Below are 19,224 nucleotides of genomic sequence, written 5' to 3'. Positions count from 1 at the left end.
ACGCCAATCATAGAACTTAAGATGTCCGGGGCCGTCATGCGCTTGCCCCATTCTTACATGGGTCGACGCGGTTGGCCTCAATCCATGTGTTTAGATCAGAACCCCGATAAATGATTTTTCGACCCAGCTTATAGTAGGCAGGCCCCTGCCCCTTGTGGCGCCACTGCGCAAGCTTCTCACGATCACCGAGCAGTTCTAGCTCAGAGTCTCCCAACACGTAGCAACGGTCGCTTTTGAAGAGGTTCGACAAGGTTGACTTTCCTTCCGTTGTCTTGAGTTACAACGAATGAAATGCCTCCGACGGAATGCGCGCAGCAGTCCCCGATTTCACAATCGGGGACCTCAACACTCTGATATATATAGAAAAGAAATCTGCTCGCTTGGTTCAATGTACGGTTTGCTCGTTCCTTTAGGGCAGTGTTTGGATAGCCCTTGTCGGATTCTCTCAGCCACATGAAGGACATTTAGGCCAGAGCGAGGGTGGTCTTCGCAAAAGTCCATGGCCATTCCCAGATGCACCACCCCACGGTAGCTTTTCCAGATTTTACGAACGGTGTCTTCGTCCTTGGCTCCAGTCACACCCAATTCACGCGCAACATTCCGAACTTGTTCCAATATACCACCTGGGACTTGGACGCCTTGGTACCTTTGCTCCTGAATGGTCTGCCAAACATGCTTGCCAATGTACTCAGCAACATTCAGCTTCCTTTCGTTCTTCTTTTGATAGCGTTGGGCAATGCCAGCATATTGGTGCGCCGCTTCCCTTCTGTCGGCAGAGGTCTCTGCAACCCAATGAACGAAGTCGGGGCTGTTTTGCTGCTGTCCATCCCCCTTCTTGAAGATCGGAAAGCTCTCTAGGCTCAAACCGCTCACCTCATGCCGCATTACATCGATGGCATGCAACCGAGCCTCCTCAGTCGGCTCACTTAGAGCAACGCGGAACAATTCTAGGGACAATAGTTCCGGTTCGTTCAAATGAATCTCAGTCATACGGTCCGCCCAGAAGTGCTCCGAGAAGTTACGTATTGCGACCACAGGCGCATCAGATCTCTACGCTTCTCCAACAAGTCAGAACGCGCATAAGCCCGCTCAACATCAGATCCCACAGTATGTGCCAAACTCTTTTCAGCGACTTCACGCGGTGCATTGGCTTCTTCCGCCGCCCAATCACGGAACGTCGATCTAAAACCATGGACCGTCACCCCTTCCACTTTCATCCGACGCAAAAGCATGAGCATCGACATATTCGATAGTGGCTGATGACGCTTTTGCCCCTCAAACACATATTCAGACTGCATATCTCGCAGCGGCCGAATAATGGCAAGCATCTCATCAGTGAGCGGAACACGGTGTTCTTCGCTGGTTTTCATCCGTGCAGCCGGGCAGATCCAAAGGCGCTCCTGAAAGTCCAGTTCTGCCCAGCGCAGGCCCAAAACTTCGCCGGTTCTTGACCCAGTGAGGCATGTGAACATCAGCGCCTTGGCGGACATAGCGTTTTTGCTTTGCAAATCCGCATAGAACGCCGGAACGTCTTGCCAATGCATCGCCATATGGTGCTTGGGTTTCGCCTTCACCTTCGGCAACACTTGAGCATCTTTGATAGCGGTGACTGGATTTTCGCCAGACCGAAATCCCTTTGATTTTGCTACATCCAGTACAATTTTAATCCGTTGTGACAAACGCCGCGCTGTTTCGTGCTTTTCTGTCCATATCGGTGACAAGCACATCATTACTTCGGGCTGATCAATGCAGTCGACAGGCATGCGCCCAATCTTGGGAAAGGCATAGTCTCGAAGAGTATTGATCCACTGAGCCCCATGTTTGGCGTTTTTCCAAGTCGGGATGCGGTCAATATGAACTTGCTGTGCCACCTCTTCAAAAGTCGGGACCTCTTGGCGGGCATTGAAACGCGGATTTAAGCCTTGTTTCGCCATCCGCCGATACTCGAGTGCACGCTCACGCGCCTGATTGAGCGTCACAATGTCCGCGCCACCCAATCCAAAGTCCGTCCTCAACGGCGCACCATTTTTGTTCTTCTGCCCTTTGACCACCACTCGCACAATCCAGCGCCGCGCGCCCGATGGATCAACGACCAGATACAAACCATTGCCATCGCCATGTCGCCCAGCGCCGAGATTCTCGACGAGTTTCTTTGTCAGCTTCCCAGAAAGTGCCATCGATAAAATACCACATTTCATACCACCTAAGGAAACGATACGAGCACTATCGAAAGAAATTCAACAAAAACTTCAAAGCCATCTAAAACCATGAATTAAATTGAAAAAGGCCACTCAAAGCGGCCCATTCAAATCAAACAAAAATGTAAGATGGCGGAGGAGGTGGGATTCGAACCCACGGAGGGCGTTAACCCTCGTCGGTTTTCAAGACCGGTGCATTCGACCACTCTGCCACTCCTCCGACGCCCTCTCCCTAATTGGCCCAGCGCATGGTTTCAAGCGAAAAACCTGCGCAAAAACTTGCAGAGCACTTTGGACAGACTTTCCATGCAAGGAACCGCAGGCTACACTCCCCCAAAGCGCTCCGGCATCTAACAAAGGGATGATCACATTCTACGATGCAACCGGAGCTACAGGCGTGAGCGGGCAGAGGACAAAAGATGTATACAAAAAAAAGCGTTTTGCGCGACAATTCAAAACGTTGGCTTATTGGCCTGGGCTTAACTGGAGCGGTATTTTTGTCCGCGTGCTCTAACATAGAAAACCCTTTCGCTAAGGGCGAAGAAGCGGCCCTAGCCTCAGACGTTACGGGGCAGACCACCAAGCTGGTTGAACGCGATGTTGAAGCCCCCGAGGTCTTTTCGGCCTCCGAAGCCGGGCTTTGGGATGGTCGCCCTTCACTTGGCGGTGTTTGGGCTGCACACCCCGCTGTGGGGGACCCTGAGCGCGTGATCATCCGCAATCAATCCAACGGCAAATTTGTGATCGGTGCTTTGTTCCGTCGGGAGCGAGAAATTCCAGGCCCGCGCATCCAAGTGTCATCAGATGCAGCAGAAGCGCTTGGGATGATTGCAGGACAACCCGTTGAATTGAACGTCACTGCCTTGCGCCGTGAAGAGGTAGCTGAAGAACTCCCGACTCCAACTCCTCAAGAGGCAAGCGCAGAGCCAAGTGAAATTGCTGAGGTGCCTCTGGAGCCCATCGCCGCAGCAACTGCGGCCATCGCCGCGGCGGAAGCCAGCGCGTCTCCCGCTGCTCCAGAAACAACAGCCCGTTCAGAGGTAGCGCCGACCCCATCCTCATCGACCCTTGCCAAACCATATGTGCAGATTGGTATCTTCTCTGTGCAAGACAACGCCAAGCGCGCCGCGTCTCAAATGGAAGCGGCCGGATTGCCTTCACTCGTGCGCAAGACCACATCTGGCGAAAAGACATTCTGGCGCGTCCTCGTTGGTCCCGCGAGCAGCAAATCAGGCCTGAAGACGATGACAGATACAGTGCATAGCATTGGCTTCACCGACGCCTATGCAGTGACGAACTAAGGGAGACCAAGCATTTGTTTCGATCGGCTCTAAAACTCCTATCCGCCAGCGCCTTGGCTCTTGGCATCGCCACCTCGGTTCATGCCTTCGAAACCAAAGCGAAAGCTGCCTTTGTGATTGACCACACAACAGGCACGGTCCTGATGGCAAAGAATGCGGATGACGCTTTACCTCCCGCGTCGATGTCCAAGCTCATGACGCTTTACATGGCGTTTGAAGCTGTGCGCGACGGTCGTTTGAGCATGACCGAAAAATTGCCGGTCTCTCAACACGCGATGAACTATGGCGGATCGACCATGTTTCTTGACACCACTGATCGGGTGTCTGTCGAAGACTTGCTCCGCGGCATCATCGTTCTATCCGGAAATGACGCCTGCGCCGTGATTGCGGAAACTCTGAGCCCGGATGGCACCGAGGCAGGTTTCGCACGCCTGATGACACGGCGAGCCCGCCAAATGGGCATGACCAATTCCACCTTTGCGAACTCAAACGGTTGGCCAGCGCCTGGTCACCGTATGAGCATGCGCGACCTTGCCTTGCTCGCGAACCATCTGATCACGGATTTCCCTGAATTTTATCCGATGTTTTCAGAGACGGAGTTTGCGTTTGATGGCCGTGCGCCAAAGAACACGCAAAACCGCAACCCTTTGCTTAAGCTGGATATCGGTGCCGACGGTTTGAAAACCGGCCATACCGTTGAGGCTGGCTATGGTTTGGTCGGCTCCGCCAAACAGGGATACCGTCGCGTGATTTTCGCCTTCTCAGGCCTGGACACTGTTCAGGAAAGAGCCGAGATTTCGGAACAAATTGTCAACTGGGCCTTTCGTCAGTTTTCAGAAACGACACTGATCCGTCAAGGTGAACGCTTGGCTGAGGCGGATGTCTGGATGGGTAAAACACCGCGCGTTGGCCTCATACCCGCAGAAGACGTGGAAGTTCTCCTGCCAGTCCTGTCTCGCGGCAAGGTCGAAGGCGAAGTGATTTACAATGGCCCGATAGAAGCCCCCATCGCACAAGGCCAGCGCCTTGCCGAATTGGTTCTCAGCCCCGAAGGACTTCCCAAAATGCGCATTCCGCTCGTCGCAGAAACCGATGTGCCTGAAGGCGGATTCGGCGTGCGCCTACGGGCAGCATCGAGCGTGTTGATGTCTCAATTTGGCCTTTTGGTTGAGGAAGCGTCGTGACCACTGGCTGCTTTATCACCTTCGAGGGCATTGATGGGTCGGGAAAATCAACGCAGGCCAAAAAGCTCGCCGAAACTCTGAGATCTCAGGGGTTTGAAGTTGTGCTGACCCGTGAACCAGGTGGCTCCGAAGGGGCCGAGCAAATCCGCTCATTGGTGCTGGAAGGAGACCCTGACCGGTGGTCTGCTGAAACAGAGATCCTGCTTTTCACCGCAGCCCGCCGCGACCATTTGGAACGGACAATTTTGCCCGCTATCGCTGCAGGCAAAGTGGTGATCTGTGATCGCTTTGCAGACAGCACCCGGATGTACCAAGGCCTGTCACGCGGCGACCTGCGTGCGTTGGTCGACAAGCTGCACAGCTTGATGATTGGCCGTGAGCCAGACATGACCATTCTTATCGACATGGACCCTTCGGAAGGGTTGAAACGGGCAAAATCGCGAAACACCTCAGAGGAGCGGTTTGAGGACTTCGGCGAAGGCCTGCAACGGCAAATGCGTCAGGGTTTTCTAGAGCTGTCAAAGGAATATGCTGAGCGTTTCATCGTGATTGACGGTGCACGCAGCCAAGATGAAGTGGCTGCTGATGTGCTGAACCACACCACCAACCAGCTTAAAGGTCTGGCCGCGTGAGCGACGAACAAGCGCCGGAACCTGATCGCGTTGAGGGCGCGCCGCATCCGCGCGAGACATTTGCGCTCTTTGGGCAGGAGAGCGCGGAGGTTGATTTTCTCACTGCTGTGAATTCGCAAAGGCTGCATCACGGATGGCTGATCAGCGGTCCTAAAGGTGTGGGCAAAGCTACCCTGGCCTGGCGGATCGCACGCTTCTTGCTGACGTTGCCCCCAGAGGCAGAGGGCGGCCTTTTTGGTGATGCCCCGCCAGAGCACACTTCTCTGAACGTAGACCCCGAACATCCGGTATCACATCGTATTCGTGCCCTGTCTGAACCTGGCGTGTTCCTTCTGCGCCGCGGTTGGGCTGGCAGCACCGACAGCGCGCGCGACAAATCCCGACATGAAGGCAAATTTGCCTCCGAAATCCGCGTAAACGAGGTCCGCGAGCTGACTGGTTTCCTGCACATGTCCATGGCGGATGGCGGTCGTCGGGTCGTGATCGTCGACAGCGCTGATGAGCTTAACGTAAACGCGGCCAATGCTCTTCTGAAAATGTTGGAAGAGCCGCCTGCGCGCACTGTGATGTTGTTGATATCGCATCAACCTTCACGCCTTCTGCCGACGATCCGTTCCCGCTGTCGAGAGCTGCGCCTAAATCCGCTCACGCCGGAGGATATGCACGCCGCCCTCACTCAAGCAGGGTTTGAAGCCGCAGAGTCTCCGGCACTCTCCGAACTTGCCGGCGGTTCGGTTGGTGAAGCATTGCGGCTGCTGCAGCAGGACGGGCTGACGCTTTATTCCGAACTGCTTGCGCTGTTTGCCGCACGCCAGGGCTTTGATCGCCCACGTGCTCTAAATCTTGCCAACTCGATGGTCGGGCGTGGGGCTGAGGCGCGCTTTGAGATGCTGTTGACGCTGCTGGACCTATTTTTGTTGCGCTTGGCGCGCACTGGCGCACTCGGCCAACCACCAATGGTCGAAGCAGTACCCAACGAGGCCCAAATTTTGAGCCAACTGGCTCATTCCCCTCACAAAGCGCGCCAATGGGCGCAGGTTGCGCAAGAAATATCAGACAGAACACAACACGGAAAATCTGTGAACCTTGACCCCGCCTCCTTGGTACTCGATACGGTCTTTAAGATTCACGAAACAGCGGTTGCTTGAGTTTTGACTGACCTACCTGAGATCACCGACAGCCATTGCCACCTCGATTTTCCCGATTTTGAGGGCCAGATCGACGACATCATCGCGCGCGCTGCCGACGCGGGTGTGACACGCATGGTGACAATTTGCACCAAGCTGCGCAATGAACCTACCGTCCGCGCCATTGCTGAAGCCCACGCGCCAATCTTCTATGCCGCAGGCACCCACCCCATGAGCGCAGCGGACGAACCCATGGCAACGGTTGATGAGCTGGTCGCTATCGCGCAACACCCCAAAATGGTGGGCATAGGTGAAACCGGTCTCGACTATCACTACACCGCCGAGAGCAAAAAGGTGCAGCAGGCCTCGTTGCGCATACATATCGAGGCCGCGCGCCAAACTGGTTTGCCTCTCATTATCCACAGCCGCGACGCAGACGAGGACATGGCGCAAATCCTCACGGAGGAGCACAAAACCGGCAGTTTTGGCTGCGTGATGCATTGCTACAGCTCTGGACCGGAACTCGCGCAGCAGATGCTTGATCTCGGCTTTTATCTTTCCATGTCGGGCATTGCCGCCTTCCCGCGATCCCAAGAAGTCCGGGATATTTTTGCGGCAGCACCCGTTGACCGCATTTTGGTGGAAACCGACGCACCTTACCTTGCGCCCCCACCCTATCGCGGCAAGCGCAATGAGCCCGCATATGTAGAGAAAACGGCCCGTGTTGGGGCCGAGGTTTTTGGCATGGACTATGCCGATTTCGCAGCCCAAACGCAGGCGAACTTTGAACGCCTTTTCGGCAAAGTCTTTCAGAAAGCCAACGCCGCATGAGCGCAACGCTGACCTTCACCATCCTCGGATGTGGCAGCTCGGGGGGCGTGCCGCGCATTGGTGGCCATTGGGGTGATTGCGACCCCAAAAATCCAAAAAACCGCCGCCGCCGCTGCTCTATGCTGGTTGAGAAGCAAACATCCGAGGGCAAGACGACCGTATTGATCGACACATCCCCTGACATGCGTGATCAGCTATTGTCGGAGAATGTCGGCGCTTTGGACGGGGTCGTTTATACCCATTCTCACGCAGACCATGTGCATGGCATAGATGATCTGCGCATGGTGGTCTTTAACATGCGCAAACGGATTTCGGTCTGGGCGGATGGAGCTACACAAAACGATCTGCTTTCGCGCTTTGGCTACGCCTTTGTTCAGCCAAAAGATTCGCCCTACCCCCCAATCCTTGAGATGCACACTATTGGTGATGAGCCCTTTAGCGTCAGCGGCGCTGGCGGCGATATCACATTTGAACCCATACGCGTTGACCACGGCAGCATCGATGCATTGGCATTTCGCATACACGACGTTGCCTATATGCCAGACGTCTCTCAAATCTATGAGACATCATGGGGCCAGCTCAAAGATCTCGACTGCCTGATCGTGGATGCCTTACGTAGAGCGCCGCACCCCACACACGCACATTTGGATCAAGCTCTCGCCTGGATTGAACAGCTTGCACCCAAGCGTGCGGTCCTCACAAACATGCACATCGATCTGGACTACGAAACGATCGCCGCCGAAACCGCAGACCACATCACACCGGCATATGACGGAATGAAAATTACCGTCGATCTTTAGCGACCTCACCGCCCAAAGGCTCTCACGATGCAAACTTTGATATCGGTGATCATGCCGGTCTTCATTCTGATTGGCTTTGGGTACTTGGCTGCATGGCGCGGCTATTTCAGCGAATCCAACGTCGATGGTCTCATGCGCTTTGCCACGAACTTTGCTGTCCCTGTGCTTCTGTTTCGCGCCATCTCAACTCTTGATCTTGCGGCAGAGTACAACGCCAACTTGCTCGGCAGCTTCTATGGTGCAGCGTTTATCTGTTTCACCACCGGCATGCTGGGGGCAAAGTTCCTTTTTGGTCGTGATTGGGAGGACGCCACAGCGATTGGGTTTGTGTGCCTTTTCTCAAACTCCCTGCTCCTCGGGCTTGCCATTATGGAGCGTGCCTATGGTGCTGACAGCCTGACGGGGAATTACGCAATCATCTCTATCCATGCGCCCTTCTGCTACGGGCTTGGCATCGCCACAATGGAGATCATGCGCGCACGGCGCACAAGCAAAGCGCGGATCGTGCCAACTGTGTTGAAAGCGATGTTCTCCAATGCGCTGATATTGGGCATCGCATTGGGATTTATCGTCAACATTGGCAATGTCCCCGTACCTGCACCTGCCATGCACGCCGTGAACCTGTTGGCATCCTCCGCGTTGCCTGCAGCACTCTTTGGGATGGGTGGTGTGCTTTATCGCTATCGCCCGGAGGGAGACATGCGCACAATCCTGTTTTGCTGCGCTGTCTCATTAGGCCTGCACCCAGCGCTCACGTTCCTATTTGGCTCTTTGTCCTCTATCTCCGTCGAAAATATGCGATCGGCTATTGTCACCGCCTCTATGGCACCAGGCATCAATGCCTATCTCTTTGCCAATATGTATGGCCGCGCAATGAGGGTCGCTGCCTCAACAGTGCTGATCGGCACCGCCTTCTCTGTGTTCACTGTGTGGCTGTGGCTCGGCGTTTTACCCTAAGTCCATCCCCATCTCTTGCATACCAGCACAGGAGCCACCAATTCCTAAGATGTTAAGGAATAGGAAGCGCTCATGACCCAAACTCCCATCCGTATAGACATCGTCTCTGATGTCGTTTGCCCTTGGTGCATCGTTGGCTATCGCCAGCTTTTGAAAGCGGCCGAAACCACGGGAGTTGAGGTTGAGACATACTGGCATCCGTTTGAGCTCAACCCAGACATGGTGCCAGAAGGCGAAAACCTTCGAGACCATATCATGCGAAAATATGGATCATCGGCCGAGCAATCCGAGGACTCTCGCAAGCGCTTGTCCGATATTGGCTCTGAGTTGGACATTGCGTTTGCTTGGTCTGAAACCAGCCGCATCTACAACACCTTCGATGCGCACCAGCTCATTCACTGGGCCAGTGAACAAGGAAAAGCACAATCCCTAAAGCTCGCACTCTTTGACGCCTATTTTGTAGATGGGCGGGACGTAAGCGATAGAAATTTGCTTATCGAGGTCGCTCAAAGCCTTGGCTTAGACGGCGAAGAAGCGAAAGCCGTGTTGGAGGATCAAAGATATTCCGATGTGGTGCGCGAGAAAGAACGTTTTTGGACCTCGCGGGGCGTGTCAGGCGTCCCCACGATGATCTTTGACGCCAAACACGCGACATCCGGAGCCCAGGGAGTGGCCGCTTTCGCGAACATCCTCACCCAACTTGCGGCACGTTGAACGGCCTATTTACAGACAGCAAAACCTCTTCAGCCTCAGCCCCAAATGCATCCGGCAGAACAATCCGAGCCGGCCCACTTCCATGCAAAATTTGACACGCCGGAATCAGCGATTCCGGCGTTTTTATTTGGCAGCTCATGCTGCCCCATTCCCCAAAAATTCGATTTTTTTCCTTGAGATTTGTTTCATGCAATAAGGTGCAGAAGGCCAAACGAACCAGCGCAGATCAGGTCGAAAATCCGTCCTTTTTCAAGCTGTTGCCCAGCTCCCTGCCGAACTCTCGCCACCCTGACCGCAGATGTTTCGCATTGTTCAGAAACGCCTCATCCGGACTGTTTCGGGGTAACGCGGTGTTAAGGCCTCCCAGCATAGGTTGCCTTCAATCAGCCAGTCCGAAAACGGTATCGAACCAAACCCATGAACACAGCAAACTCTTCCCCCCAACCAGACTGCATAGCGCTTCCGCAGCAGCTGGATTTCGCCCATTGCTCAGAACTACGCCAGGCTATTGAGGCTTCCCGTGGTCAACCCTTGGCCTTGGATGCGCTCCACGTGGAGTTTCTTGGAGGCGCCGGTGCCGAGCTTTTGCTGGCCACACGTGCCGAATGGGCCGCACGCGGCCTGGCATTCGAAGTCAAACAACCATCCGATGATTTTCTAAAAGGTATGGAGCGGCTCGGCCTGCCCCATTCCAGTCTTCTTGAAAGGGGCAACGCATGACAACCAAGATTCTTGCAGTTGATGATTCCCGCACGATGCGAGCGATGATTCAAACCGCTCTTACCGACGCTGGATTTGACGTGGACTTGGCCGAAGACGGTATCGACGGACTGGACAAACTGTCTGGTTCCGATCCTGATCTGGTGATCACCGACATCAACATGCCACGCCTCGACGGTTTCGGCATGATCGAAGGTGTCCGTGAGCGCCCTGAGTGTGCTTCGCTGCCAATTCTCGTTCTGACCACCGAGAGCGGTGAAGAGCTGAAACAACGTGCCCGCACCGCCGGTGCAACTGGCTGGATCGTCAAACCATTTGATGCCGAAAAGCTGGTTGCCATCATCAATCGTCTGGTTGTCTGAAAGGAACTGAGTGATGTCCGATCTTCGTGACATGTTCTTTGAGGAATGCGACGACCTTCTTGAGGTTCTGTCGACCGGTCTGGATGATCTCCAGAACGGCAATTCAGACGCGGAAACCATCAACGCGATGTTCCGCTCTGTGCATTCCATCAAAGGCGGCGCCGGCGCATTTGGCCTGGATCGCCTAATCAAATTTGCCCACGCATTCGAAAACGTGTTGGACGATTTGCGTTCAAACAAAATCGATGTGGACCCTAACATCACCGCACTGATGTTTTCGGGTTTCGACCACCTGAGTGATCTTGTGGACGCTGCGCGGGAAGACAACGACATGCCAGAGAGCGAAGGCGCGTCAGTGCTTTCCGACCTGAAGCTTGTCACCCAAAATGCCAATGGTGGCGTTGCGGAAGAAGACGACGCCGCAGAAGTGTCCTCCGACGATTTCGTAGCGGTGACGCTGGACATGGGGCTGGACCTCGATCTCGGCGGCGATGGCCCCGGTGATCTTCCAGGCCTGCCTTCCCTTGAGCCAGTCGCAGAAGGCGCCACTCACTTCGTGGTAAAATTCTCTGCAGAACCAGTGCTCTACGCACGTGGGCACGATCCAGCGCTGCTGTTCCGTGCCTTGGGCGAAATGGGTGAAATGACCGTTGAGGCTGACACCTCAACAGTTGCACCTCTGGAAAGCCTGCAAGACGCACCTGCAGCCATCGCATGGACGCTTACGCTGCGCCCAGACGACGGGATTGACGAAAGCACGATCCGCGAGATTTTCGAATTCGTGGAAGGCCAATGCAAGCTCGACATCACCGAAGTTGCCGCTGAAGCCGCACCTGTGGTTGAAGCTGCCCCTGTTGTAGAAGAGATCGCCGCTGTGCCGGAAGCTGCCCCTAAGCCTGCAAACCGTGCAAAGCCCGAACTTGCTGACAAGGAAGCGAAACAGGAGGCCAAAGGCGGAGACGGCGGAAAAAAGTCCTCTGAACCGCGCAACAGCACAATCCGTGTGGATCTGAATCGCGTCGACCGTCTGATTAACCTCGTCGGCGAGCTTGTGATCAGCGAAGCGATGTTGCGCCAGTCGATGAACGAGCTGCCGGTTTCGGCCAACAGCGCGGTCAGCGAAGCCATTGGTCAGCTCAAGACGCTCTCAGGTGTACTTCAGGAAAGCGTGATGGCCATCCGTGCGCAACCTGTACGCGGACTGTTCCAACGTATGAGCCGCATCGTGCGAGAATCCTCTCGTCAGGCGGGCAAGACCTCTCGTCTGGTCATGGTTGGCGAAGCAACCGAGGTCGACAAGACGGTGACCGAGCGCTTGGTTGAGCCACTGACCCACATGATCCGAAACTCCGTAGACCACGGTCTTGAAAAGGCGGAAGATCGGGTCGCTGCGGGCAAGCCGGAAATGGGCACCATCAAACTGGAAGCTGCACACCGCTCTGGCCGTGTTGTCATCTCCCTGTCTGACGACGGTGCTGGCGTAAACCGCGAGAAAGTGCGTCGCAAAGCTGAAGAAAAAGGTTTGGTACGTCCTGAGGATGACCTGACCGACAGCGATATCGACAACCTGCTCTTCCGTCCGGGCTTCTCCACAGCAGATGAGATCTCTCAGCTGTCTGGCCGTGGCGTTGGTATGGATGTTGTGCGCTCTGAAATTCAGGCGCTTGGCGGCCGCATCAACCTGCAATCCGAGCCTGGTAAAGGCACAACGATCACAATCTCCCTGCCGCTCACACTTGCGGTCATGGAGGGCATGCTGATTGAAGTCGCTGGCGAATCCCTTGTTGTGCCAACTGTGGCGCTGCGGGAAACGCTGCAACCGGGTCAGGCCAACATCCATGACTTCTGCGACGGTGACCGTGGTCTTTCCGTGAACGACTCAATGTTGCCGATTGTGGATCTTGGCGAGGCCTTGGGCTTCCGCACACCGCTGGAAGATCTCAGTGACCAATCGTTGCTGCTGATCGAAGGTGAATCAGGGCGACGCTCCGCTCTTGCCGTAGACGGCATCGTCGAGCAGCGCGAAGTCGTGATCAAAGGTCTGGAGCAAAACTATCACTCCATCCCCGGCATCGCAGCGGCCACCATCCTCGGGAACGGCAAAATCGCCCTGATCGTGGACACCGACCAAATGATCCCCTCACCGGGTAATGGCAACCCAGGACTGCGCAAAGGGTCCGAACTTGTAGAGGTGAACTCCTATGTCTGAACAAGCAACCATTGAAAAGACCGATAACCGCATCGAGATCGTGTCTTTCACCATCGGTGAACAGGCGTTCTGCCTCGACATCGGGCACGTCCTGGAAATCCGCGGCTGGACAAGCACAACCACGCTTCCACATGCCCCCGACTATGTTGTGGGTATGATGAACCTGCGCGGCGCCGTGCTGCCAGTGATTGACCTTTCCATGCGCCTTGGCCTTGGCAAAACCATCCCGGAATCGCGTCACGTGATCATCATCGCGCATATCGATGAGAAGAGCGTGGGCTTCCTGGTGGACGCCGTATCCAACATCATCACGGTCAACACCGAAGAGATGAAACCAACACCTGAAGTGTCTTCGTCCAAGACTTCGGCCTTCATTCGCGGCGTCTACACTCTTGAAGAGACAATCGTACGCGCAATCGATGTGCACCAGATCATGCCTCAGGAAGCTCTGTCAGCGGCATGAACCAGATGGCGCAACATACCCTTGAAGAGGGAACGATCAGCGATGCGGACTTCACCCGTATTGCCCAGCTTGTGCGGGAAATGATGGGCATCGACCTGCAACCCCACAAGCGTACGATGGTTGCCTCTCGATTGTCTAAGCGCCTGCGCGCCACCGGTTTTGAGACCGTTGACGCATACATCGACTATATGCTGTCCGCGCAAGGCAAAGACGAACAATCGCGCTTTGTAAGCGCCTATACGACCAACATGACGCGCTTCAATCGCGAAGGGCATCATTTCGAGCAACTGGCGGAAGAGTTTCTGCCTGATCTCATGGACAAGGCGCGCCGCGGCAAAAGAGTGAGGATTTGGTCTGCTGGATGTTCCAGCGGTGAAGAACCCTATGGTTTGGCATTCCATGTTTTGGATGCTTGCCCAGAGGCCGCAAGCTTGGATGTGAAAATTCTGGCGACGGATATCGACACCGAAATTCTGGCGACAGCCAAGCAGGGTATCTATCCGACATCCTCAACCACCGCCCTGCCAAACGGACAGTCAGAAAAATATTTCTCCCCCCAAGAAGGGGCGAGAGACCGTAGTTCAGTCAGCGACAAAGCACGCGACCTGATCAGCTTTAGGCGTCTTAACCTGCATGGTGAGTGGCCGTTCAAAGGCAAGTTTGACATCATCATGTGTCGCAACGTTGCGATCTATTTTGATGCACCAACCCAAAGCCGTCTATGGCGCCGGTTTGGTGAACAACTTTGCGACGACGGATTGCTCTTCTTGGGCCACTCCGAAGGGATCGGTCCGGAACATGCCGAACTGTTTCACACAGTAGGTCGAGGCGTCTTTTCGACAAGCACCTCCCGCGTCGGCGGCACGAACGCTCACGCATCAATGCACATGGGGAACCCAAAATGAGCTTGAAAGATAAGCTACATGTCCTGGTAGTGGATGATATGTCCACCAGCCGTGGTCTAATCACGCAGGCGCTCGATGAAATCGGGGTCGTCAACTACCGCACAGAAAACGATGGTGCAAATGCTTGGCGCAGCCTGGCATCGAAACCTGTCCACCTGATCCTGTCAGACTACAACATGCCTGGCATGGATGGTCTTCAGCTTCTGGAAGGTATCCGCTCCAACAAGGCGACTGCGCGTACAGGTTTCATCCTGATCACCGGCCGTGCAGACCCCGAAACCATCAACAAGGGCGTCAAGCTTGGGATGAACAACTTCATCAAAAAGCCATTCCAAACCGCCCAGCTTAAGGCCTGCATCGAAAAGGTCGTGGGGCCCCTGTAAGGGGCTCCCATAGAGGATCGCGTATGACAACTCGTACCACCGCAGATGTTTTGGCCACCATTTCCAAGGATGTGGCTGATCTCGCTTCCATCGCTCATGCGTTGGACAATCTGACCAGTGAGTTGGATTTGAGCGGCGCTGATCAGTCAAAAATTCGGGATTTACAGCGCGTGGATGCCTTGTTTCAGCATCTCGATGACATCGCGGTTTTGCTCGGCAACATGTCCAACATGATTGGCGCTGGCCCAGATCTCAATGTGCAGGATCTGAAGGACAGCGTCCGCTTGGACTACCTCAAATCTCGTCTCGCCAACGCGGACCAATCCATCGAAATGTCGCCTGATGCAGGCGCTGTAAACCTCTTCTGATCCACTAAGACTCAGCAACGAATTATTGGGATAACAACCATGAACGCCATGACCAAGATCGCCAACACCGGCGCAGACTCTGCGGAAACAGAGGTCCGTTTTCCAGCTGAAAAAATTCTTGTTTCTGCAACAGATCAGCGTGGCGTTATCACCTGTGTAAGCGAGTCATTTTGCGAAATCGCCGGCTACAGCAGCGATGAGCTCATGGGCGCTCCACACAAGATTGTTCGCCATCCAGACATGCCAAAGGGCGTTTTCTATCTGGTTTGGGAAACACTCAAAGCTGGTCGTCCAATCTGCACCTACGTGAAAAACCGGACCAAATCCGGTGACTACTACTGGGTTTTGGCGGTGATTACGATCACTGAAAACGGCTTCCTATCTTCCCGGATCAAGCCTGAAGCCGAGCTTTTTGAAAAAACCAAAAAGATTTATTCCACGCTTCTGCGCGAGGAAGCTCAAGGGCTCACTCCAGAGCAAAGTGCGGCAAAGTTCAAGGAAATGCTTGCAGAGGAGGGTTTCCCAAATCTCGAAGCTTATAGCGGATTTGCCCTCAACGCTGAGTTCAAAAGCCGTAACATCATCAGCCCTGAACTTGCCCAGTCGTTCGCATCCATGGATGACTTGGAACTCCTGATCCGCGATATGCAGAATCTTGTCGACAACATCGAACAAGGCTTCGAACGCGTGCGCGGCGAACCGGTTAACCTGCGCATCCTCGCAGGCCGGCTGGAAGGCGCAGGCGCGGCACTTGGGACTATTTCGCAAAACTACGATGCGATGGCCAAAGAGATGCACGGATTGGTCGGACGCCTCCATGACCCTGAAACCGGCGCCCTACAGCAGATGTACAAGGCCGTTGTCTACGGGCGATCAACGCTACAAACATCTCAGCTGTTTGATGAAGCCTTCAAAGCAGCTCAAGCGCAAGAGAACCAATCCGAAGCTGATGCGCGAATGCTCCAAGAGCATGGAGAAAAGCTTCAATCGCTCTGCCGCTCCCGCATCATTGAAATTTCCTCCATTGGCAAATCCATCCCTGATATCTGCCGCAGCCTCCGCCGCCGGATCAACGGTCTCGATGTAGTGAAGCTCCTTTGCAAAGTGGAAAGCGGCCGGATGCGCGATGTCGACAGTGGTCTGGACGGGATCATCGCCCGTTTGGAGAACTTCCACGACAACACCGACCGCCATCTGGCGGAGCTGTCCGGAAAAGCCTCACAGGTCACGCAGAAAGGGGCGACGATCTAACAGTCACCCTTTTCTCGATTAGGATTTACCATCAGGGCGCGCACATGATCGGCTTCAAGAAGAAAAACTCCAAGACTGCCAACACGAGCATCAAAACCAAACTTCTGGTCGCTGTTGGCGTTTGCGCCTTGCTGGGATTGGGCGCTGGGACGGTATTTGAGTACTATCTTGAGCAGGGCAACACCGAACGGCGTTTGAGCCAGCGTTATGACTTGGTCGCCGATCTTTTCGCAACGCAGCTCATTGCGCCGACGCAGTTCCAAGATCCTGATCGTATTCGGGCGACGGTCGCCAAACTTCTGGAAAAAGACCCTCAAGTCTCTGCAGTAGACGTGCACGCACCTTCTGGAGAGTTGCTCTACAGCTATGATGTTTCAGATGCCCGGGATCAGGCAACAACTGATGCCATCAACGGACTTGACGCGGTCTCTGACACCGCCTCTGGCAAAGCAACTGTTCTCAAGGCTGACGTATACGCGGCTCAACTGCCCATTCAGGCGCCAGGCGCACGTGGCATCGTGGGGCAACTGAGCTACGCCGTCGACATCTCCGCAGATCGCGCAGCGACGTTACAGGAAGTCATTCTCGACATGGTCCGCACGGCGGTTGCTTCCATGCTCGCTGTTGGGCTGATCATCTTCCAGCTCGGCAGACTTGTCAGTCGCCCGCTCAAGGACCTCGGAGAGTCCGTCGAGGAAATCGCGAATACAAATTTTGACGCAGAAATATCTCACACCAACCGCGCTGACGAAATCGGTGTAATTGCGCAAAAGCTCGAAACCTTCCGCGATCGTCTAGCAGACGGCCAAAAGGCCCGCAAAGAACGCGCCCAAGAAGATGAAACTCAAAAGAAGGTCTTCAACCGTCTGGCCGAAGGGCTTGCAGAAATTGCAAATGGCCAGGTTGGTTGCTCGATCAACAGTTCAGAGTTCGGCGCTCTCAAGGAAGAGCAGCTCCGGATCTGTGAAGACTACAATGCATTGCAAGTAAACCTGCACAAGGTGCTGTCAGCGGCTTCGCAGACCGCTGAATCTGTCCGCTCCAGCGCACAGGAGATTTCTGAGAGCGTGGTGGACCAATCCAAACGGTCGGAAGCGCAAGCTGTGACCCTTGAGGAATCTGCAGCAGCCATCGAAACGCTGAGCGCTTCTGTCGAGCAAACCGCTGAGAATGCCGCTGAGGCAAGCGAACGCATTGTGAACAACCGCCATCAGGCGCAGGCCGGTGGCGAAGTGGTCGAGCTCACAGTGGAAGCGATGCGTAACATCGAGCAAAGCTCAGAGCAAATCACAGCCATCATTGGGGTGATTGACGATATCGCCTTTCAAACCAACCTTCTCGCGCTCAATGCCGGCGTTGAAGCCGCACGCGCAGGCGAAGCCGGCCGTGGTTTCGCGGTGGTCGCCTCAGAAGTGCGCGCCCTCGCGCAGCGTGCATCAGAGTCAGCAAACGAAATCAAAGACCTTATCCATCGCTCTGGAGAGCAGGTCACCAAGGGCAGTGAGCTGGTCAACAAAGCCGGTGTGGCCCTGCAGGAGATCATCACCGGCGTGAACCATGCATCCGATCTGGTCGCCCAAATCGCAACGGGTTCGCGTGATCAGGCCGACAATCTCATCGAGATCAAGGAAAGCGTAACAGAGCTAGATCGCGTCACGCAACGCAATGCTGCGATGATTGAGGAAGCCTCGGCCGCAAGCCGTAATCTTTCCGAAGAGGCCAACCGCATGGCCGATGTGCTCCAAACCTTTAAACTTCCCAGCGAAGGCGTTGCGACTGCAAGCGCTCCAAAGCCTGCAGTAAAAAAACCGCAAATGCAGCCCAAACCAGCTCCAGAAGTTGCTAACAAGGTCAAGGCCAAAGAGCCGACCACTCCCAAACACACGAAAGACGCTGAAGCCAAGGCGAAAGAATGGGATGAGGACGCAGCGCGCGATGCGGTCGAGGTCAAATCAAAGGAAAAGAAGCCCGCTTCAGCCAAGGCCCAACCGGTCAAAAAGGCCAAAGTGAAAAAGGCACCGGCGCCAGTTCCCGAAGCAAAAACCGATCCAAAGCCCCATAAAGGCGAAGCTGCAACGCAGGTCGCATCACCCGCCTCAACGACAAAGGCCGCAGTTGTGAACCAGTCGCCTAACGATCTCTCAAACGAAGACTGGGAAGACTTTTGACAATCCGTGAGCTGAAAATCGGCACAAATTCCAGGACCGAAATCCTGACACACCAATTAATAGAACGGAACGCGCCATGAGCCTAGCTGAAGCAGAAGCGATCAAAGGATTTAACGTGCAACCCCTGCTGCAGGGCGATGTGCAGGTGTCCGATGATAACCAGCTGGTGATGACCACCATCCTTGGCTCTTGTGTCGCCGCATGTATGTGGGACGAAGTCGCAGGTGTCGGTGGCATGAACCATTTCCTCCTGCCGGGTACCGAAAATGACTCCTCCGGCGGCATGAGCCACGGCGTTCATGCGATGGAACTCTTGGTGAACGGCCTCATTCAGGCAGGCGCCCGCCGTGATCGACTGCGTGTGAAGTTGCTAGGCGGCGCGAAAATGTTCAACAGCCGCATCGACATCGGCACCAAGAACGCGGAATTTGCGACTTGGTTTGTCAAAAACGAAGGCTTTGAGCTGGTGGATTGCTGCCTTGGCGGACAACGCGGCCGCAACTTGCGGTTCTGGCCCGTTGGCGGCCGGATCCAGCGCCGTTTCATGAAAGACACCCGTCTTGTCGAAGAAGAAAGCGCACAGCGTATGGCCGCGAAAAAGCCAAAGGTCGACAAAAGCGTTGGCGACGTACAGCTGTTCTAAACACCGTT

General features: G+C 54.9%; 21 protein-coding genes and 1 tRNA gene. 18 read left to right on the top strand and 4 right to left on the bottom strand.

Annotated elements, in window-relative coordinates:
- Positions 1-34: 34 nt before the first annotated feature.
- The 4 genes from J7412_RS10815 to J7412_RS10800 form a co-directional block, all read right to left on the bottom strand.
- The gene (locus tag J7412_RS10815) at positions 35-217 is read right to left on the bottom strand and encodes a helix-turn-helix domain-containing protein (RefSeq protein ID WP_348540494.1); all 183 of its coding nucleotides are present in this window, start codon (positions 215-217) and stop codon (positions 35-37) included.
- Positions 218-342: 125 nt separating this feature from the next.
- Positions 343-990 (bottom strand): hypothetical protein, encoded by a 648-nt coding sequence (locus J7412_RS10810; RefSeq protein ID WP_209078640.1) that lies wholly within the window; start codon positions 988-990, stop codon positions 343-345.
- Positions 987-2,198: a site-specific integrase gene (locus J7412_RS10805; RefSeq protein ID WP_247743865.1), complete on the bottom strand. Its 1,212-nt coding sequence runs from the start codon at positions 2,196-2,198 to the stop codon at positions 987-989. Before J7412_RS10805 ends, J7412_RS10810 begins: the two co-directional genes overlap by 4 nt.
- 130 nt (positions 2,199-2,328) lie before the next feature.
- Positions 2,329-2,418 (bottom strand) — tRNA-Ser (locus J7412_RS10800).
- A 199-nt stretch (positions 2,419-2,617) separates the two neighbouring features.
- On the opposite strand from J7412_RS10800, the gene J7412_RS10795 reads away from it, so the two are divergent.
- The 18 genes from J7412_RS10795 to J7412_RS10710 all read left to right on the top strand — a co-directional run bounded on the left by J7412_RS10795 (position 2,618) and on the right by J7412_RS10710 (position 19,216).
- Entirely contained in the window at positions 2,618-3,499 is an 882-nt protein-coding gene (locus J7412_RS10795; RefSeq protein ID WP_209078639.1) for an SPOR domain-containing protein, read from the top strand.
- A 14-nt stretch (positions 3,500-3,513) separates the two neighbouring features.
- On the top strand, positions 3,514-4,683 hold the full coding sequence (locus J7412_RS10790) for a D-alanyl-D-alanine carboxypeptidase family protein (protein ID WP_209078638.1): 1,170 nt from the start codon (positions 3,514-3,516) through the stop codon (positions 4,681-4,683).
- Positions 4,680-5,315 carry a dTMP kinase gene (tmk, locus tag J7412_RS10785; protein WP_209065141.1) on the top strand — a complete coding sequence of 212 codons (636 nt, stop codon included), beginning with the start codon at positions 4,680-4,682 and terminating at the stop codon, positions 5,313-5,315. Before J7412_RS10790 ends, tmk begins: the two co-directional genes overlap by 4 nt.
- A complete protein-coding gene (locus J7412_RS10780) occupies positions 5,312-6,463 on the top strand; it encodes a DNA polymerase III subunit delta' (protein ID WP_209078637.1) in 1,152 nt (383 codons plus the stop codon). Before tmk ends, J7412_RS10780 begins: the two co-directional genes overlap by 4 nt.
- 3 nt (positions 6,464-6,466) lie before the next feature.
- Positions 6,467-7,273: a TatD family hydrolase gene (locus J7412_RS10775; RefSeq protein WP_209078636.1), complete on the top strand. Its 807-nt coding sequence runs from the start codon at positions 6,467-6,469 to the stop codon at positions 7,271-7,273.
- Entirely contained in the window at positions 7,270-8,073 is an 804-nt protein-coding gene (locus J7412_RS10770) for an MBL fold metallo-hydrolase (RefSeq protein ID WP_209078635.1), read from the top strand. The genes J7412_RS10775 and J7412_RS10770 overlap by 4 nt, the downstream gene beginning before the upstream one ends.
- Positions 8,074-8,100: 27 nt before the next feature.
- Entirely contained in the window at positions 8,101-9,030 is a 930-nt protein-coding gene (locus J7412_RS10765) for an AEC family transporter (RefSeq protein WP_209078634.1), read from the top strand.
- Positions 9,031-9,102: 72 nt separating this feature from the next.
- A complete protein-coding gene (locus tag J7412_RS10760; RefSeq protein WP_209078633.1) occupies positions 9,103-9,744 on the top strand; it encodes a DsbA family oxidoreductase in 642 nt (213 codons plus the stop codon).
- A gap of 417 nt (positions 9,745-10,161) precedes the next feature.
- A complete protein-coding gene (locus J7412_RS10755) occupies positions 10,162-10,464 on the top strand; it encodes an STAS domain-containing protein (protein ID WP_209065147.1) in 303 nt (100 codons plus the stop codon).
- Positions 10,461-10,826, top strand: coding sequence for a response regulator (locus J7412_RS10750; RefSeq protein WP_209065148.1), 366 nt, complete (start codon positions 10,461-10,463; stop codon positions 10,824-10,826). Before J7412_RS10755 ends, J7412_RS10750 begins: the two co-directional genes overlap by 4 nt.
- Positions 10,827-10,839: 13 nt before the next feature.
- Positions 10,840-13,035, top strand: coding sequence for a chemotaxis protein CheA (locus J7412_RS10745; RefSeq protein ID WP_209078632.1), 2,196 nt, complete (start codon positions 10,840-10,842; stop codon positions 13,033-13,035).
- Positions 13,028-13,498: a chemotaxis protein CheW gene (locus tag J7412_RS10740; protein ID WP_209065150.1), complete on the top strand. Its 471-nt coding sequence runs from the start codon at positions 13,028-13,030 to the stop codon at positions 13,496-13,498. Before J7412_RS10745 ends, J7412_RS10740 begins: the two co-directional genes overlap by 8 nt.
- Positions 13,495-14,403, top strand: a complete 909-nt coding sequence (locus J7412_RS10735) for a protein-glutamate O-methyltransferase CheR (RefSeq protein ID WP_209078631.1) — start codon at positions 13,495-13,497, stop codon at positions 14,401-14,403. The genes J7412_RS10740 and J7412_RS10735 overlap by 4 nt, the downstream gene beginning before the upstream one ends.
- A complete protein-coding gene (locus J7412_RS10730) occupies positions 14,400-14,786 on the top strand; it encodes a response regulator (RefSeq protein WP_209065152.1) in 387 nt (128 codons plus the stop codon). Before J7412_RS10735 ends, J7412_RS10730 begins: the two co-directional genes overlap by 4 nt.
- Positions 14,787-14,809: 23 nt before the next feature.
- Positions 14,810-15,154, top strand: coding sequence for a hypothetical protein (locus J7412_RS10725; protein WP_209065153.1), 345 nt, complete (start codon positions 14,810-14,812; stop codon positions 15,152-15,154).
- Between the two features lie 39 nt (positions 15,155-15,193).
- Complete coding sequence (locus tag J7412_RS10720; protein ID WP_209078630.1) at positions 15,194-16,405, top strand: PAS domain-containing protein; 1,212 nt, start codon at positions 15,194-15,196, stop codon at positions 16,403-16,405.
- Between the two features lie 44 nt (positions 16,406-16,449).
- The gene (locus J7412_RS10715) at positions 16,450-18,573 is read left to right on the top strand and encodes a methyl-accepting chemotaxis protein (protein ID WP_209078629.1); all 2,124 of its coding nucleotides are present in this window, start codon (positions 16,450-16,452) and stop codon (positions 18,571-18,573) included.
- Between the two features lie 76 nt (positions 18,574-18,649).
- Complete coding sequence (locus tag J7412_RS10710; RefSeq protein ID WP_209065156.1) at positions 18,650-19,216, top strand: chemotaxis protein CheD; 567 nt, start codon at positions 18,650-18,652, stop codon at positions 19,214-19,216.
- Positions 19,217-19,224 lie beyond the last annotated feature (8 nt).

Origin of the sequence: Shimia sp. R9_3, from assembly GCF_017743755.1 — a bacterium.
GTDB lineage: Bacteria > Pseudomonadota > Alphaproteobacteria > Rhodobacterales > Rhodobacteraceae > Shimia.
Note: the sequence above shows the minus strand (reverse complement) of the source record. Positions and strands in the feature narration are given on the sequence as shown.

Coding starts and splice junctions, on each gene's coding strand:
- J7412_RS10770 (WP_209078635.1), top strand. CDS start 7,270: ATGAGCGCAACGCTGACCTTCACCATCCTCGGATGTGGCAGCTCGGGG.
- J7412_RS10745 (WP_209078632.1), top strand. CDS start 10,840: ATGTCCGATCTTCGTGACATGTTCTTTGAGGAATGCGACGACCTTCTT.
- J7412_RS10730 (WP_209065152.1), top strand. CDS start 14,400: ATGAGCTTGAAAGATAAGCTACATGTCCTGGTAGTGGATGATATGTCC.
- J7412_RS10710 (WP_209065156.1), top strand. CDS start 18,650: ATGAGCCTAGCTGAAGCAGAAGCGATCAAAGGATTTAACGTGCAACCC.
- J7412_RS10795 (WP_209078639.1), top strand. CDS start 2,618: ATGTATACAAAAAAAAGCGTTTTGCGCGACAATTCAAAACGTTGGCTT.
- J7412_RS10810 (WP_209078640.1), bottom strand. CDS start 990: ATGACTGAGATTCATTTGAACGAACCGGAACTATTGTCCCTAGAATTG.
- J7412_RS10740 (WP_209065150.1), top strand. CDS start 13,028: ATGTCTGAACAAGCAACCATTGAAAAGACCGATAACCGCATCGAGATC.
- J7412_RS10720 (WP_209078630.1), top strand. CDS start 15,194: ATGAACGCCATGACCAAGATCGCCAACACCGGCGCAGACTCTGCGGAA.
- J7412_RS10715 (WP_209078629.1), top strand. CDS start 16,450: ATGATCGGCTTCAAGAAGAAAAACTCCAAGACTGCCAACACGAGCATC.
- J7412_RS10805 (WP_247743865.1), bottom strand. CDS start 2,198: ATGAAATGTGGTATTTTATCGATGGCACTTTCTGGGAAGCTGACAAAG.
- J7412_RS10755 (WP_209065147.1), top strand. CDS start 10,162: ATGAACACAGCAAACTCTTCCCCCCAACCAGACTGCATAGCGCTTCCG.
- J7412_RS10750 (WP_209065148.1), top strand. CDS start 10,461: ATGACAACCAAGATTCTTGCAGTTGATGATTCCCGCACGATGCGAGCG.
- J7412_RS10725 (WP_209065153.1), top strand. CDS start 14,810: ATGACAACTCGTACCACCGCAGATGTTTTGGCCACCATTTCCAAGGAT.
- J7412_RS10765 (WP_209078634.1), top strand. CDS start 8,101: ATGCAAACTTTGATATCGGTGATCATGCCGGTCTTCATTCTGATTGGC.
- J7412_RS10735 (WP_209078631.1), top strand. CDS start 13,495: ATGAACCAGATGGCGCAACATACCCTTGAAGAGGGAACGATCAGCGAT.
- J7412_RS10760 (WP_209078633.1), top strand. CDS start 9,103: ATGACCCAAACTCCCATCCGTATAGACATCGTCTCTGATGTCGTTTGC.